We start from the raw sequence: 15,653 nt of genomic DNA, 5'->3' as shown, positions 1-15,653 counted from the left end.
GCGTTCACTGAACCATTATGGATACTCTCATGACCACACTCCCCGATGATAGGCGAATGAACGATTTCTGGGTTTTCGGCTACGGCTCGCTGATGTGGCGGCCGGGTTTTGCGCATGTGGAGACCATGCGCGCGCGCCTTTACGGCTACAGGCGCAGCCTGTGCATTTACTCGCATGTTCATCGAGGAACTCCCGATCAACCGGGGCTGGTTCTGGGGCTAGATGCCGGTGGTTCGTGTCTCGGTATTGCTTTTCGCGTGCCCGGAGATATGACCGGCGAAGTGATGACCTATCTGCGCGAACGTGAAATGTCGAACCAAGTCTATCATGAAAAACATCTTCGCTTGCGTCTTGCCGATGGACGCGATGTTGACGCCGTCACCTATGTGGCCGACCGCCGCCACCTGCAATATGCAGGCTCGCTGAAAGCCGAGGAAGCCGCAGCCATTGTCGCATCCGCCCGCGGCGATTCCGGTGCTAATGTGGATTATGTCACCAACACGCTTCAGCATTTGCGCAGTATGCGCGTCCGTGACCACTGGCTGGAGCACGTCAACAATCTCATTCACCACAATACTCAACGACAATTCGACGGTTCGGGCGACTGAAAGCACTTGCTGCGCTTCTCAAAAATTCCAGCGCTCAAGCGCTCAGCCCTTGTTCTCGCCCGATGCAACCGCTACATCTCGGCCAATCGCCAAGGAGGCCTCCATGATCGCATTGTTCCGCACCATTGATTTGGCGCTCGATATTTACACCTATATTATTATCGCGAGTGCCATTTTCTCGTGGCTCTATGCGTTCAATGTCGTCAATTCCGGCAACCGTTTCGTGGCATCAATCGGTGAGTTTCTCTACAAGGTGACAGAGCCTGTTCTGCGCCCGATCCGCAATATCTTGCCCAATCTCGGCGGCATCGATATTTCGCCGATCATCCTGTTGCTGATCATCTTCTTCATCCGTCAGTTCATGTGGACGACGCTGCTGCCGCTTTTCCTTTAGAGCGCGTTTCGATCTGATTGGATCAGATCGGCGCTCTAAGTTATTATATTTCAAGCATAATCTTATCGATCCTCGTTTCACTCCGGCCGGATTATGCTCTAAGCGCATCACTCGCAAGCCCGAAAACAAAAGCGCCCGGACATTGCCGGGCGCTTTTGTTTTAGACGGATCGAAAAGCTGTCGCTTACTTGCCCTTGGCGCGTTCGATAGCTTCCACGATGAACTTGCGTGCGTAATCCTCGTCACCCCAGTCACCGATCTTGACCCACTTGCCGGGTTCCAGATCCTTGTAGTGCTCGAAGAAGTGCGCGATCTGCTTCAGAGTGATCTCCGGCATATCGGTATAATCGTGGATCTTCTCGTAGCGGCGCGTCAGGTGCGGCGACGGAACGGCGATGATCTTTTCATCCTTGCCGGAATTGTCTTCCATGACCAGAACGCCGATCGGGCGAACGTTGATCACGCAGCCAGGAACCAGCGGACGGGTGTTGCAGACGAGAACGTCAATCGGGTCGCCATCTTCCGAAAGCGTATGCGGCACGAAACCGTAATTGCCCGGATAGGTCATTGGCGTGTAGAGGAAGCGGTCGACGATGAGGGCGCCGGCCTTCTTGTCCATCTCGTACTTGATCGGCTGGCCGCCGACAGGCACTTCAATGATGACGTTGACGTCTTCAGGAGGATTGGAGCCGATGGAGATGGCATCAATATTCATGATGTGTCCTTTCGTGTCGGGCTCTGATAACGGGTTTCATGGTTGCACGCAAGAAAAACGAAAGTTCTAGAAAACGCGGCGAATTGTCGTTCTCGCAACGCAATTGAACGTGATCAGGCCGTTAACATGTTGTGAGGGTTAGGCGCCGAGCTCGTTCAGTCTTTGAACGGCGGTCGGTGGCATGGGTGGTGGATTGGGATCGCGGCTGGCGGCGACCAGAAATTCGTCACAGGCCGTTTCGGTGGATTCGATAAGTCGCTTCAGGAATTCTTCCTTCGGAAGCCCTGCCGGAATTGGCGGCAGAATACGGGCGCGAATGATTCCGGGATAACGGAGGAATTTGCGGCGCGGCCAGTAAAGGCCTGCATTGTGCGCAATCGGCAAAACCGGCAGATTGAGCGCCTCATAGAGATGAACGATGCCATATTTATAGTGCGGTGGAGCACCCGGCGCCCGGCGCGTTCCTTCCGGATAGATCAGAATCTGGCGGCCTTCCGCAATCGCCTTTTCCGCTCCCTTGGTGATCGAATGCAGCGCCTTGACGCGGGAACCGCGGTCCACCGGGATCATCTGCATCTTCGCGATATACCAGCCGAAAAGCGGAATGCGCATCAGTTCCCGCTTCAGGATCAGCACGGGATCGTCAAGATAGGGAAGGAAAGCATAGGTATCCCAGGCAGACTGGTGCTTTGGCGCGCAGATATAGGCGCCTTCGGGAATGTTCTCCAATCCTTCGACCACATAGTCGGTCCCGGCGATATGCTTCTGGAGCCAGAGATTGACCCTTGCCCACAGCTTCGGCACGATCCACGCCTTCTTGCGGGGCAACAAGAAATAAAAGGGTGTATAGACGATCATCTGAACAAGTGTGCAGATATAGAACGCCGCATTGAACAAGATTGAGCGCAGATAGAGAAGCATCAGTCGGTGGAGACCCTGGCTAAAGCATTTTCGCTCCCGGCTGGCGGTAAACGATCACGCGCGAATTCTGGACTTTCTGCAGAAAGTGACGGCACCGATATATCAGGAAGATCGGCCATTTCCATAAGGAAATCGCAATTCTGCGGCCAGATCAGCTCTCGGTCGTTGCATTTTGCCCTGACTGCGTTCCAAACAGTTCGGTCGCACCCACACGGACAGCAGCGCCCAGATATTTCACATATTCGATGAAGAGCACGCGCAATGTGTCACTTTCGGCAACCCAGCTATGTTCGCGTCGCTCCCCATTCACGACCGGATAGGGAATGAATTCCACATCCTTCATGCGATAGGACATTTCCAAGGTGCTGCGCGGAATATGGTAGTTATTGGTGACCAGGATCACGCGGCGATAATTGTTGGTACGAATCCAGCGTTCGCTTTCGGTCGCATTGCCGATGGTATTGAGTGCCGACCGGTCAAGATCAACACAGCAATCGAAGAGGCTCTGATCTGCATGGGTCGCGCGCTGCAGCGCCTTTTCATTGGTCGCCGGATGAACACCGCTGATCAGAAGCCGCTTCCCTCGTTTGTCTTTCAAAAGATCGACGGCCGCCTGGATTCTTGACTGTCCACCAGTCAGAACGATGATCGCATCGGCAGGCTCCTCGATAGCCGGAGGTTGCATGCTGGTGACTTTTTCACCAAACGCGACGAAGCCGACGAGAAACGCCAGAAGAATAACAAAGAGAACGATGGAAACGGGTTGGAAACGTCTGAACATGCGCATCATGACAGACCATAAGAAATTACCGGACGCAACTGTAAAGGACTGCAGGGAAACGCCGCTCCGATTGCGGCGCCAGACCACATCCCCCGTAGAAAGCCCGTTTGCTGTCTGCCTCTGTGCCACTGCATCGTCACTCGACCGGTGCCCGCCCGATAGCGCTTGCGGGATTCGCGTACCATCTCTTCTTCCATCATAGCCAGCATTGCGGCGAGAAGTCGGAGAAGCGGGCGAAAATCTTGTCCTGAAAGCGCCTGTATCGGAAAAGGTCTTCATTCGGAGCGCACTCCCGGACCATCCATGGTTGCAAGCTGGCGGATCACCGTCAGGCGGCTGGTCAGCATGGTGAGGAAACTGACCAGAATAATGATGACGGCAGCTCCGATGTAGCCGCTGCGCCCGATGGCGAAATTACCGAACATGGCAGCAGCCTGGTCGCCTTCGGGGGTCGCCATATGGCTCGATGCCCACCACGAGAAGATCAGAAATACGAACATTGCCGCCGCTCCGCCGCATAGCGCGCCCTTCAATGCGGTGCGGAAGAAGTGCCATTCGAACTCACGTGCCACGAATTTCGATTCAGCGCCGATAAAATGCAGCACCTCGATAATATGGCCGTTGCCTGACATTGCGCCGCGTGTGGCAAAGATCACGGTCAAAACCGTCGCAGCAATCACGAGCGAGAGAACGGCAGTTCCAACCAGCACCGTCGTGTGAGCCATGGAGACAAGCCTGTCGACCCAGGTGCGATGATCGTCAAAGCTAGCCGCCGGAATGGCACGTGTAATTTCAGCACGCATGGTTTCAAAGTCAGGCGGAGCATTCTCGTCGATCGTGACAACGACAAGACGCGGTACGGGCAGTTCATCGATATTGAGGCCACTGCCGAGCCACGGTTCGAGCAAGCGCGCTGTCGCATCCTTGTCGATGATGCTGGTGCCTTTGACGCCGGCAAAGCCGCGCGCGATCTCGCTCGCCTGAGCCAGAGCCTTTTCCATGTCCTGCCCGTCGACCGGCCGGATCTGGATCGTGGCTTCGCGCGCGATCTGGCTCTGCCAGGCAGCAGCCGAGGCGCGAACGAGCGTCACACCGCCCATCGTCAGACATGCTAGAAAGGTCATGATGGCGATCACGATAACGAGCGCGGTGCCTGTCACGCTGCCGTCGGGCACAATGGGACTCGGTCCCTGACGCTTCCGACGCTTGCCTATGCGAACGAGCAGCATGTCCTGAAGGTCTTCGAAACGGACCCGCATATCATCCAATGCGCGTTGCCAGGTGTTCCTTGCATCAATCATAGATGTCGAGCCGCCCATGTTCGAGGATCATGCGCCGCGCATCGACCTGCTCCATCAGGGAAAGGTCGTGGGTCGCGATAATCACAGCCGTGCCTGAACGGTTCAGCTCCGTGAAAAGGCGCAGGAGACGCTTCGCAAGCGGCGGATCGACATTGCCGGTCGGTTCGTCAGCCAGAAGCAGTTCCGGCTGATCGATGAGCGCGCGAGCAATGGCTGCGCGCTGCTTCTCACCGCCCGAAAGGACCGGCGGCAGCACATTCATTCGGTCGCCGAGCCCAACCCAATGCAGAAGCTCCTCCACTTCGTGACGGTAGGTTGCCTCTTCCTTTCCGCGCACACGCAGCGGCAGCGCCACATTCTCATAGGTGGTCATATGGTCGAGCAGGCGAAAATCCTGAAACACAATGCCAATGCGGCGGCGCAGAAGCGGAATTTCCGCATGATTGAGCCGCGCAACATCCTTGCCAAAAATATTGATAAGGCCGCGCGTCGGCTTCAGCGCCATGAAGAGAAGGCGCATGAGCGAGGTTTTCCCTGCCCCCGACGGGCCGGTCAGAAACTGGAATGAACGCGGCGGAATATGGAAACTGACATCGCGCAGGATCTCAGGACCCATTCCATATCGCAGGCCGACATTCTCGAAACGTATCACCGGGCTGTTTCTCTTCAATTGTCCGCGCGCTGAGGGGCGCACGGATGACATCGATATCAGATCGACCTTTATCCTCTATGGTTAATGTTGCGTTAATTCAGCCCGCGTGAGCCTTAAAAAATGCGTGAACGTGGCTGCGGCCATGAAGCATTAACCATTATGAGCCAGTGTGTGGCACCAGTCGAAGGGCGAAAAACGCAAAGGAAGATGACGGCATGATGGCGAAACAACCATCGAAAGCGCAGATGTCGCGCGTGCCTTTGCGCGAAAATCATCGCGCAGCATGGTTTACTTCCGATGTCGGACCGGTCGAGGATGCTGAATTCGAAACCATTGTCCCGGCCTCGCCGTGGCCAGAATCCTTATCACACAGCATTCCGCAGAAGCCGTTTGCGCCAAGAAAGCTTATGTCCGAAACAAGTCTCCCCAGCGGATGGCCCGGTTTCGGCTATTGGGTTTTCGTCGCTCTTTGCGCGACGACCGCCTTCTGGATAGCGGGCGGATATACACTGCTTGCCGACAAGCCTCCTTCCGTCAGGCAGCCGACCCTGCCACTCATTTCGGCACTTCAGCTAACCGATCTCAAAACCAGCGTTGGAGTACATGATAAAGGCGATGTTCTCAGTGTCGGTGGACGCATACGGAACACCACATCCGAAGAACGCGCCACGCCGCCGTTGATCGTCATGATCACCTACAGCGACGGCAGCAAGCGCGAACGGCGCCTGGCTCCAGGAGAAGCAATGCTGAAACCAGGTGCACATATCGACTTCGAAACAATGCTTCCTGCGCTGCGCGGCACCATCGAGAAAGTCGATGTGCGACTGGCCGCCCCGGCCTGAAGCGGTCCGGCTACTGCCAGCAACCGAGGTTACGCCCCTTGAGATTGTGCGAGTCGATCTCGACCACAAGGCGCGGGTCCTCGCGCAAAAGGACCAATGTCGTGCGCTGCTTAAGATCGATCTTCTCCCAGCCCGCGCATTCCGTCGGCATTGGCGTGCTGTCGATCTTCACCTTTTCGGTCCATGCAGTCGCCGTGCAGCCGGACAAGGCTGCAACAATCGGAACGACTTTGACGGCCTCCAAAACGAGCCTTTGCGTTTTCGTCCCACGATGAGTGTTCAAGGCTGACAACTCCAATCTGCCCCGCGAAATCCCGGCTAAACACTCTTGTATCAGCCAGCGTCGCCCGTTCGACATCTGCGCTTATAACGTGCCGCCACCCTGCTCCGCAATATGGCTGAGCGGGATCGACGGCTTTAAAAGGTCCGACCGGCCAATTCTTACTGTCCACCAGGAACCAATTTAGAAGAGATATAAAAGCAATATCGAATATATGAAGAATAGCTTTTTTATTTACTGAAATGACAGGAAAAATCCACAGAGAACAAAAACCGTCAATAAAGTTAAACATGATTGTCCGAAGAAAAAGACGATTATATGCTTCTTGCTATATGATTCGCATATGACATATTCACTACACCAACCCTGGGGACTTCCATGCTGAACAAATTGTCGGCTGAATTTTTCGGAACATTCTGGCTTGTTTTCGGCGGTTGCGGCAGCGCAATTCTCGCCGCAGCCTTCCCTGAACTGGGCATCGGCTTTCTCGGCGTCGCCCTCGCCTTCGGTTTGACTGTCCTTACCATGGCCTATGCTGTAGGCGGCATTTCCGGCGGTCATTTCAACCCCGCCGTTTCCTTGGGCCTCATGGTAGCTGGTCGCCTTCCGGCCAAAGACCTGATCCCATACTGGGTTGCACAGGTTCTGGGCGCCATTGCAGCTGCAGCCGTGCTCTTCCTCATCGCATCAGGCAAGGAAGGCTTCTCCGCCGGTGGTCTCGCTTCGAACGGCTATGGCGAACTTTCGCCGGGCGGCTACAGCATGATGGCGGGCCTGCTCATCGAGATAATCTTGACGGCCTTCTTCCTCATCATCATTCTGGGCTCTACCTCGTCGCTGGCTCCGGCTGGCTTTGCCCCGATTGCCATCGGTCTCGGCCTGACCCTGATCCATCTGATTTCGATTCCGGTCACCAATACATCGGTCAACCCGGCCCGTTCGACCGGCGTCGCTCTCTTCGCCGACACGGCAGCACTCAGCCAACTCTGGCTGTTCTGGGTCGCACCGCTTGTCGGAGCGGCTATCGGCGCGATTATCTGGAAAGGCCTGCTCGGCAAGGACTGATCCAGAACGACAGCAATGAAAGGCCGGTTTGAACCGGCCTTTTTTGTTTGTGAAGCTGTACCGTCACTGTCTGATACAGCACTTCACAAAACCGTTCACAAAAAGTGGTTCCGATCATGGGAAGGATGCTGTAAGTAACATCTATCTTCTTGTTGTTGCGCATTATCCCAAGCAAAGCCGCTTCGCACTTTTGCTGGAAATGCTTTAGATGTTATGAGCAATGTCCCCCTCCACTGATGCTTCTTCTGCAGATCGTTACGCAGCATTCCGGCACTCTGCCTTCAAAAAATACTGGGGCGCCCGTTTCCTGAGCGCATTTGCGGTGCAAATCGTGAGTGTGTCGGTGGGCTGGCAGATCTATGATCTCACCCGTGACGCCTTCAATCTGGGCATGGTCGGACTGGTGCAATTCCTGCCGGCCCTGTTGCTGGTTCTGGTAACCGGCGCTGCTGCCGACCGGTTCGGCAGGCGCTTCATCATGGGCCTGTCGCTCATTCTGGAAAGCGTGGTGACGGCGTTGTTGCTCTGCCTGACCCTTGCAGGTCTGTTCGAGCCCTTGACCGTCTTTGCAGCACTAACTCTTTTTGGTGTCGCACGCGCGTTTCTCGGCCCATCTTCCGCATCGCTGGTCGTCAATCTTGTACCCACGGAGGATTTCGCGAACGCCGTTTCATGGAATTCATCGGCATGGCAGGTAGCGACAATCGTGGGACCGGTTGCAGGTGGCCTGCTCTATGGCATTTCTCCGGTCGCGGCCTATTCCATCGCGACGCTGTTCCTGCTGATCGGCTCCTTCCTGATCTTCTCCATTCCAAAGCCCAAACAGCACACGCTTACCGAGCAGCGCTCGCTGACGAGCATGCTGGCTGGCTTCCGCTACATCTGGAAGGAAAAGATTGTCCTCGGCGCGATTTCACTCGACCTTTTCGCCGTGCTCCTCGGCGGAACGGTGGCTCTGCTGCCAATCTATGCGCGAGACATTCTCGATCTCGGCCCTTGGGGGCTTGGGCTGCTGCGCTCAGCTCCAGGCATCGGGGCTGTCCTGACTGCCGTCTGGCTTGCCGGACATCCGATCCGCGACCATGCAGGCCGCGTGATGTTCATCTTCGTTGGCCTCTTCGGCCTCTTCAATATTATTTTCGGCGTCTCGACACTGACTTGGCTGTCCGTTGTTGCCCTGGCATTTGCGGGTGCGGCTGACATGATCAGCGTCTATATCCGCGAAACGCTGATGCAGCTTTGGACGCCTGATCACGTGCGCGGTCGCGTCAATGCCGTCAACATGGTCTTTGTCGGAGCATCGAACGAGCTTGGCGAATTCCGTGCCGGTCTGATGGCCGCAGCCATCGGCGCTGTTCCGGCCGTCGTCATTGGCGGATTGGGATCAATCGCCGTTGCGGTCGCTTGGGCGGCCATGTTCCCGCAATTGCGCAAGGCCCGTCACTTGCAAGGACGAGTCTGATCGTTCGAGCTATAGGAGGTCATCAGGAAGCGGATGTGCTACGGTTCGCCTTGTCCATGCGCTCCTGAATGGCATTCCGGTCATCCTGCCGGATGCCGACGAGTTCCGCCACGCGCCACATCACGTCGGCCTCGACTTCGCTCACCTTGCCATCGGCATAGACCATTTCCCACATCAGGCCGATCAGGTCGAGACGTGCCTGATAGTCAAGCTGTCGCTTCAGAACCGATGTGAAATCCGATAAATCTATCGCTTCCTGATCGGCTTTTTCCGCGGCAAGGATCAGCCGTTTCAGGCTATCGCCCTTCAGCCCGTATTTCTGCGACAGCATTGAAGAGAGCTTTTTACGCTCGCTTTCACGCGTTTCACCATCGGCATCCATGATGTGATAAAGCAGTGCAGCGGCAGCCAGTCGTGGATCGTCATTGGAGAATTTTTCATTCCGGTCACGAAAACCGCTGGCCGGGAGTTCTTTTAAAAAATCCAGAAGACGATCGAACATTCACCCTCGCTGCCACATTCACTGCTTGCCGACCGTAAACGCGATTCCGGCATATTTAGTTAGCAACATCGAAGGTAACGGGCTGAATGCGCCACGCAAGGCGGTAAACTGTCTTACACCGCCGTTTACCGCCCGAGAGATGCGCTGCGTTGTTTTTCGGCAACGATTCGCGGAAAGCCTGATCAGAAAAGCTTCAATCCACTCTGCACCTTCTGCGAAGATTTGCTTTCGTCGACACCCGGATCGTCCACCACGAGATGCGCGCGACGGGGTTCCTCGTTCGCATCGTCGTCAGTCACGATAACATCGGCGACTGGCGGTTTCACTTCTTCCGCCTTCTTTACCGGAGTTGCTGGCGACACCTTCATGGGCTCAGCAGCGGGAATAATGACCTCGGCCTCCTCGATATCGCGAACAACCGGCTTGCTCTCGGCTCCCGCGGAAACATCCGCCATTTCGGCCTTGTCCCGCAGCTCTGCCAGAACAATCTGATTGACCGGCTTCGCCTCGACCGGGCCCTTGATTTCGGGCTTTTCCGCTTCAATCGCAGGAGCGAGCGCCACGACGGGAACTTTCCACTCGAAACTGTTGAGGCGTCCCGTGACCGGCGATACAGGTGACCATTGTTCGGAAACATAGCCATCGGCAGTCCATGCAGGATCGCGCGGCGCCTTGACCGCACGCGCCAGCCATTCACGAACCTTGCCCTGATCGCCGGTTTCGGCTTCTTCAATATCGGCAAGCAGCAGATAGGCGCTTTCGCGCGGCGAAGCGCGTAGAACCTGCTCGGCATTGTCGCGAGCAAGGCGATAATCGCCCGCCTCATAGGCAGCGCGCGCCTGTGCAAGACTGCCTTCGGCATTATTGGATCGCAGCGATACGAGATGCTTTGCACGCTTCAGTCGATCCTGTGCCGTATCGCCGGATCGTGCATAGACATAGGTTGATGCAATGTCCGGATGCGGAAACCGCTTCCAGGCCGCTTCAAGAATTTTCGAGCCTTTCCGCACGTCGCCATCAGCGAAAAGGGCACGCGCAGCAACCACGGCGGCGGGCACCAGATCAGGCGCGAGCTTGTTTGCCTCCAGCGCCAGCGCCTTTGCCTGGGCATGATCGACATCGACGACTGCCATCGCCTTGGCAGTCAACAATGCAGCGCGTTCCTTCTTCACCACATCCTTGCTGTGGGCGAGAGCCTGCTTGCGCGCATCGACAAGCTTCAGCGCTCCATCCCAATCGCCCTCGGCACAAAGCTGGCCCATCATGGCCGAGGAGGCCCATTCAAGCTGCGGTGCTTGGCTGGTGGCTTCGGCAGCGTAATGGCGGGCGGCATCGCGAGCACCAACACGCTGGGCTTCGATGTAAAGCCCACGCAAGCCGAGCAGCCTTGTCTCGGGATCCTCCACCATCGCCTCGAAGCCCTTGCGGGCATCTTCCGTGCGGCCTTCCAGCATCGCGGTCTGCGCTTCGAGAAGCTTTATCAGCGGCTCCTGATCGGAACTCAGCAATTTCCCTGCCTGCTTCGTCATGCGGCGCGCCGCTTCCGCATCGCCTGCACCGGCTGCAATTAAACCGGTCGAAAGCGACTGATAGCCACGATCGCGCTTGCGCGCGCGAAAATGCCTGCGCAGTGTATAAGGTGACTGTATAATGCTCTTGATGAGCCACCACAGGATGAGAATGGCCGCGACAATGGCAACGATCCCCGCAACAGCGGTTATCAGAGGCACATTGTAGTGGTTGCCCGCGAAAGTGACATCAAGTTCGCCCGGACGGTCCGCAAGCCAGGCAAAGCCGAAACCAAGCGCAGCAACAATGGCGAGATAGAACAGGACACGCAGCATTGGCCTGCCTCCTATTGACCGGAAGAGGCCGGAGCCCCGCCGGTTTCACCCGCCGAAACCTTCGGTTTCAGGCCATCCGCAACAAGGCGCTGCACAAGCGCATCAGCATCCCGTCGCGCCCGCACCTGATCGGCAAATTCCTGTGAGGTGGCCTTGGCATCAGCAGACAACTGCTCCCATTCGCTAAGCGCACGCTCCAGATCGCCGGATTGGAGGGCAGCTTCCATACGGGCCGTGATCGGCCCGACGCCGGTGCCACTGACATTGCCCGCAACCGGGCGCACGCTTACCAATCCTCTGGCGCTGGCGACAAGCTGATCCCAAATTCCGGCATCGGCAGGCAGTTTGTTCTCCGTGGCGACGATCCTGTTCGCAACGGCACCGAACCACGCATTCAGGTCGGTAACGGTCGGGACGCCTTTGTCGGCGTGAGCACGGAGCTGTTCGATGGATGCCTCGTCGGGCACCACCGACGCATATGTGTCCAACTCCGCCTTGAACGAACCGCCGCGATCGATTGCGGTTTTCAGCGCATTTGCCGCTATAAGCGCCGTCGCATCGGGCTGGCGCGAAGCCTGGGTGACCTTTTCCTGCAAGAAGGTCAGTTTCGATTCGAGGGATGAAATCGTGCCGCTGTTTCCCAAAACTCCGGCTGTCGCCTCATCCGCCCGGTTCTGCGCCGCTGAAAGCTTGCTTTCCAGCGCGTCAAGCCGCGCGGTCAGAGCAGAGGTATCAGCCGCCGCTTCCTGTCCCGCCTTTTTCGGCAAGGCCGCAAATTGCTGCTGAAGATCGGCGAAGGAACCTGCGACCGCCTCTGACTTGATCTCGGCGGCCTGTACGTTCTTTTCCAGAGCTGCAAGCTGCGCGCGGCTCGCATCGTCAAGCGGCGCAGGCGTTGGATTGCTCCGCAGATCGGCAATCTGCTGCTCCATATGCGCGAGTTGTTCCGCTGTTACTCTTGCACCTGGAGAGGGGATAACATTGCCCCATTGCAGCGCCAGCAAACCACCAAGGCCGATAACACCACCAGCAATACCGGCCAGAAGATGCGACACCCCCGCCCCGCTCTTTTGCGCAGGCTGATGAATTTCCGGCTTCACGCCCGAGGTAAAGGGCGGTTTGGCATAGGTCGAACTTTCCGGCTTTTCCGTCCTCACGGTCTTTTCGGCAGTCGTCGCTTGCGGTTTGGGTGATGCAGGCTTCTGGGTTTCCGGCTTTGGGTTTTCAGATTTTGAGAAACTTCCCACCGGCTCTGCGTCTGGCGTCGCCTTCGCCGGTTCATCAACCCGCTTTACGTCTGATGGATCGAGATTGATCGTCACAGGATTACGGGCCGGTTTGGAATGTCGCGGAGTGCCGGGTTTCGCCATGGATCCTCTCGTAAACACCGATTGGTTGCCTCAGACTCTAACAGATAAAATCGCCAGATGAAGGAAGGTTGCGCCGAAATGAGTCAAAGTTTGGCAAACAGCCGGAAAAGTCCGCCTTCATCCGGGTGGTCTGCAACAAGGGCATTTGCCCGCCAGAGCGGCGGCAACCGGTCGGCCACACGGGCAGAAATGCACAAAAACCGCGTTTTCTCGTCAAAAGGCGGTGTGATTTCACGCATCGCTTCAACGAAGCTCGTCGCAGCAACGCCGGAATAAAGCATGACCGCGACAAAAGGCGCGCCATGAAGCACATCCAGAAGCGCTCGCGCCGAATAAGGAATCATCTCCGTGTCATAGACATTGGCGACATGCATACCGAGCCTAGCGGCCTGCATCTCGTCTTCGAACACAGGCTGGCGCACGCGTCCGGCGAGATAAAGAACACGGGATTGTTGGGGAAGATCGCGCCGCATCGTCGCCGCAAGACGAACCGCGTCACCGCCGCCGTCGATCACCCGGCTGAACCCGGCCTTCCGCGCTGCCTGCGCTGTTCCCTGCCCCACGGCAAAGAGCGGTAAGCCAAGAAACCGCTTCAACTGTTCCGTGTCGATGTGGTGAAAGGCATTGGCGCTTGTTACCGTCAAAGCCGTAAACGGGCCTTCGGGCAGGGCAAAAGAAAGAGCAACGGTCCGGCTCAGCGGAAGCAGAACCGGCTCATAGCCCCTCGACGCCAGTTTTGCGGCGGTCTGCGAGCCAGTCGGTTGCGGCCGCGTCACCAGAACACGGCCAAGAGATGCGATTTGTACGCGCCCCGCCAAATCTACTCCCAGCCCTCGAAGAATTGGGGACCGGCCTTCGCGCGCAGATGCTCTGCCGCTTCCATACCGAGTGCGGCAGCATTCGATGCCGGACCTCCCGTCCTTATCTCGTGCGCTTCGGACCCGTCCGGCTTCAGAATCATGCCGTGGAACGAAACCGTATCGCCGTTCACGGTCGCAAGACCGGCAATCGGCGTGCGGCAGGAGCCGTCAAGCGCGGCCAGAAATGCCCGTTCACAGGCCAGGGCGATCCCTGTTTCGCGATGCGCAAGGGGCGCGAGCAGCGCATCGATGCGTGTATCGCCGATACGCGTTTCGATCCCGATGGCGCCCTGTCCCGGCGCAGGCGGAAAGCTTTCCGGATCGGCCAGGTCGGTAATGACATCGCCAAGCCCCAGACGCCGCAATCCTGCACAGGCGAGAAACGTCCCGTCGACTTCTCCGGCTTCCAGCTTGCGCAGGCGGGTATCGACATTGCCGCGGAAAATCACCACTTGAATGTCTGGACGAAGGCGGCGGATCAAAGCCTGACGGCGCAATGATGACGAACCGACCGTCGCGCCCTGCGGCAGATCGAGAAGGCGTGAAGCCGTACGACCGATAAAGGCATCACGCGGATCTTCGCGCTCAAGGAAAATGGAAAGATGAAGACCATCGGGCAGAACAGTCGGCATATCCTTGGTGGAATGGACGGCGAGATCGATTCGTCCGTCCGTCAGCGCCTGCTCGATCTCTTCGGTAAAAAGCCCCTTGCCGCCAATCTCGGAAAGTGCGCGATCCTGAATACGGTCGCCCGCCGTCGACATCGGAATGATTTCGATGGCTTCTTCCGGCAGACCATGCGCCTCCATCAGGCGGCGACGCGTCTCGTAAGCCTGGGCGAGAGCAAGCTTGCTGCCCCGCGTGCCTATCTTCAACGTGCCATTCTTCAAGGATGCTGTTTGCATATTGCGCCGTCCATGGTACCGGATTTTCAACGAATTATGAGACAGGCAGGGTCTAACCGCAAATGCGCATTCTTGGAATAGAAACAAGTTGCGACGAAACAGCCGCCGCAATCGTCGAACGTGACGATCGGGGCCGAGGATGGATTCTGTCCAATGTGGTTCTGAGCCAGATCGCCGAGCACGAGCCCTATGGTGGCGTCGTGCCCGAGATTGCCGCACGCGCCCATGTCGAAGCGCTGGACCGGCTGATTGCACGCGCGCTGGACGACGCCGACATGAAACTTGCCGAGGTCGATGCGGTGGCAGCCACGGCGGGGCCGGGGCTGATCGGCGGGCTGATCGTCGGGCTCATGACTGCCAAGGCGCTGGCCATGGCTGCACAGAAACCGTTTTACGCCGTCAACCATCTGGAAGGCCATGCGTTGACGGCGCGTCTGACCGACGGCCTGCCATTTCCCTATCTGCTGCTGCTCGTTTCCGGCGGTCATACTCAGATGGTGCTGGTACGCGGCATTGGCGATTATGAACGCCTTGGCACAACAATCGACGATGCGCTTGGTGAAGCCTTCGACAAGACGGCAAAGCTGCTGGGCCTGCCTTATCCAGGCGGCCCGGCAGTCGAACGCATGGCGCTCACGGGCGATCCGAAGCGATTCGCCCTGCCTCGGCCGTTGAAAGGCGAAGCACGACTCGATTTTTCCTTTTCCGGTCTCAAGACGGCAGTGCGCCAGACGGCAACCGAATTGGTGCCATTGTCGGATCAGGACGTGGCCGATATTTGCGCCTCTTTCCAAGCTGCAGTCGCTGACACGCTCTCCGACCGGGTGGGCCGTTCGCTTGAACGTTTCAGAAACGAATTTCCCGATTGCGAAACACCGGCGCTTGTCGTTGCCGGTGGGGTCGCGGCCAACAAAACCTTGCGCGCCGCGCTCGAAACGCTTTGCGCCCGGCACGGTTTCAGTTTTATCGCCCCACCGCTCGATCTGTGCACCGACAATGCTGCGATGATTGCCTGGGCCGGTGCCGAACGTGCGGCGACCGACGCCCCCGATAGGCTTGATCTTGCACCGCGTTCGCGCTGGCCGCTTGACGAAAAGTCGGCTCCGCTGATCGGCACCGGACGACGTGGGGCCAAGGCATGAGCGGTCGGG

17 protein-coding genes are annotated in these 15,653 nt (G+C 57.5%); 6 read left to right on the top strand and 11 right to left on the bottom strand.

The features are described from left to right. Positions 1–29 precede the first annotated feature (29 nt). Entirely contained in the window at positions 30–608 is a 579-nt protein-coding gene (locus HWX93_RS04190; RefSeq protein ID WP_109988624.1) for a gamma-glutamylcyclotransferase, read from the top strand. Between the two features lie 103 nt (positions 609–711). Continuing rightward, a complete protein-coding gene (locus HWX93_RS04185) occupies positions 712–1,002 on the top strand; it encodes a YggT family protein (protein WP_061344492.1) in 291 nt (96 codons plus the stop codon). A gap of 184 nt (positions 1,003–1,186) precedes the next feature. Here the strand turns inward: HWX93_RS04185 and ppa are convergent, their stop codons facing one another. The 5 genes from ppa to ftsE form a co-directional block, all read right to left on the bottom strand. Beyond that, complete coding sequence (gene ppa / locus HWX93_RS04180) at positions 1,187–1,717, bottom strand: inorganic diphosphatase (protein ID WP_010657539.1); 531 nt, start codon at positions 1,715–1,717, stop codon at positions 1,187–1,189. 138 nt (positions 1,718–1,855) lie between these two features. Further along, positions 1,856–2,638, bottom strand: a complete 783-nt coding sequence (locus HWX93_RS04175) for a lysophospholipid acyltransferase family protein (protein WP_109988576.1) — start codon at positions 2,636–2,638, stop codon at positions 1,856–1,858. 151 nt (positions 2,639–2,789) lie between these two features. Next, positions 2,790–3,698 carry a YdcF family protein gene (locus tag HWX93_RS04170; protein ID WP_109988577.1) on the bottom strand — a complete coding sequence of 303 codons (909 nt, stop codon included), beginning with the start codon at positions 3,696–3,698 and terminating at the stop codon, positions 2,790–2,792. Beyond that, positions 3,695–4,720 (bottom strand): cell division protein FtsX, encoded by a 1,026-nt coding sequence (locus HWX93_RS04165; protein WP_235969063.1) that lies wholly within the window; start codon positions 4,718–4,720, stop codon positions 3,695–3,697. The genes HWX93_RS04170 and HWX93_RS04165 overlap by 4 nt, the downstream gene beginning before the upstream one ends. Next, a complete protein-coding gene (gene ftsE, locus HWX93_RS04160) occupies positions 4,713–5,336 on the bottom strand; it encodes a cell division ATP-binding protein FtsE (RefSeq protein ID WP_029375806.1) in 624 nt (207 codons plus the stop codon). Before ftsE ends, HWX93_RS04165 begins: the two co-directional genes overlap by 8 nt. A 251-nt stretch (positions 5,337–5,587) precedes the next feature. On the opposite strand from ftsE, the gene HWX93_RS04155 reads away from it, so the two are divergent. Beyond that, entirely contained in the window at positions 5,588–6,214 is a 627-nt protein-coding gene (locus HWX93_RS04155; RefSeq protein ID WP_176036589.1) for a hypothetical protein, read from the top strand. A gap of 10 nt (positions 6,215–6,224) precedes the next feature. On the opposite strand, the gene HWX93_RS04150 is transcribed toward HWX93_RS04155, so the two are convergent. After that, entirely contained in the window at positions 6,225–6,497 is a 273-nt protein-coding gene (locus HWX93_RS04150) for a hypothetical protein (protein ID WP_109988580.1), read from the bottom strand. Between the two features lie 375 nt (positions 6,498–6,872). Between HWX93_RS04150 and aqpZ the strand changes: the two genes are divergently transcribed. Both aqpZ and HWX93_RS04140 read left to right on the top strand, forming a co-directional pair. Continuing rightward, positions 6,873–7,559: an aquaporin Z gene (gene aqpZ, locus HWX93_RS04145; protein WP_109988581.1), complete on the top strand. Its 687-nt coding sequence runs from the start codon at positions 6,873–6,875 to the stop codon at positions 7,557–7,559. A 220-nt stretch (positions 7,560–7,779) separates the two neighbouring features. Next, a complete protein-coding gene (locus tag HWX93_RS04140; protein WP_109988582.1) occupies positions 7,780–9,021 on the top strand; it encodes an MFS transporter in 1,242 nt (413 codons plus the stop codon). Between the two features lie 22 nt (positions 9,022–9,043). On the opposite strand, the gene HWX93_RS04135 is transcribed toward HWX93_RS04140, so the two are convergent. The 5 genes from HWX93_RS04135 to hemC all read right to left on the bottom strand — a co-directional run bounded on the left by HWX93_RS04135 (position 9,044) and on the right by hemC (position 14,502). Continuing rightward, positions 9,044–9,523, bottom strand: a complete 480-nt coding sequence (locus HWX93_RS04135; protein WP_176036588.1) for a TerB family tellurite resistance protein — start codon at positions 9,521–9,523, stop codon at positions 9,044–9,046. 182 nt (positions 9,524–9,705) lie between these two features. Continuing rightward, on the bottom strand, positions 9,706–11,367 hold the full coding sequence (locus HWX93_RS04130) for a heme biosynthesis protein HemY (RefSeq protein WP_176036587.1): 1,662 nt from the start codon (positions 11,365–11,367) through the stop codon (positions 9,706–9,708). 11 nt (positions 11,368–11,378) lie between these two features. Then, on the bottom strand, positions 11,379–12,737 hold the full coding sequence (locus HWX93_RS04125; protein ID WP_176036586.1) for a COG4223 family protein: 1,359 nt from the start codon (positions 12,735–12,737) through the stop codon (positions 11,379–11,381). Between the two features lie 83 nt (positions 12,738–12,820). Continuing rightward, the gene (locus HWX93_RS04120; RefSeq protein ID WP_176036585.1) at positions 12,821–13,555 is read right to left on the bottom strand and encodes a uroporphyrinogen-III synthase; all 735 of its coding nucleotides are present in this window, start codon (positions 13,553–13,555) and stop codon (positions 12,821–12,823) included. A 2-nt stretch (positions 13,556–13,557) separates the two neighbouring features. After that, positions 13,558–14,502 (bottom strand): hydroxymethylbilane synthase, encoded by a 945-nt coding sequence (hemC, locus tag HWX93_RS04115; protein ID WP_176036584.1) that lies wholly within the window; start codon positions 14,500–14,502, stop codon positions 13,558–13,560. Between the two features lie 62 nt (positions 14,503–14,564). Between hemC and tsaD the strand changes: the two genes are divergently transcribed. Beyond that, positions 14,565–15,644: a tRNA (adenosine(37)-N6)-threonylcarbamoyltransferase complex transferase subunit TsaD gene (gene tsaD, locus HWX93_RS04110; protein WP_176036583.1), complete on the top strand. Its 1,080-nt coding sequence runs from the start codon at positions 14,565–14,567 to the stop codon at positions 15,642–15,644. Positions 15,645–15,653 lie beyond the last annotated feature (9 nt).

The sequence above is a fragment of the Brucella tritici genome, assembly GCF_902825325.1.
GTDB lineage: Bacteria > Pseudomonadota > Alphaproteobacteria > Rhizobiales > Rhizobiaceae > Brucella.
The sequence above is the reverse complement of the archived record's forward strand: the minus strand, read 5'-3'. Positions and strand labels throughout refer to the sequence as shown.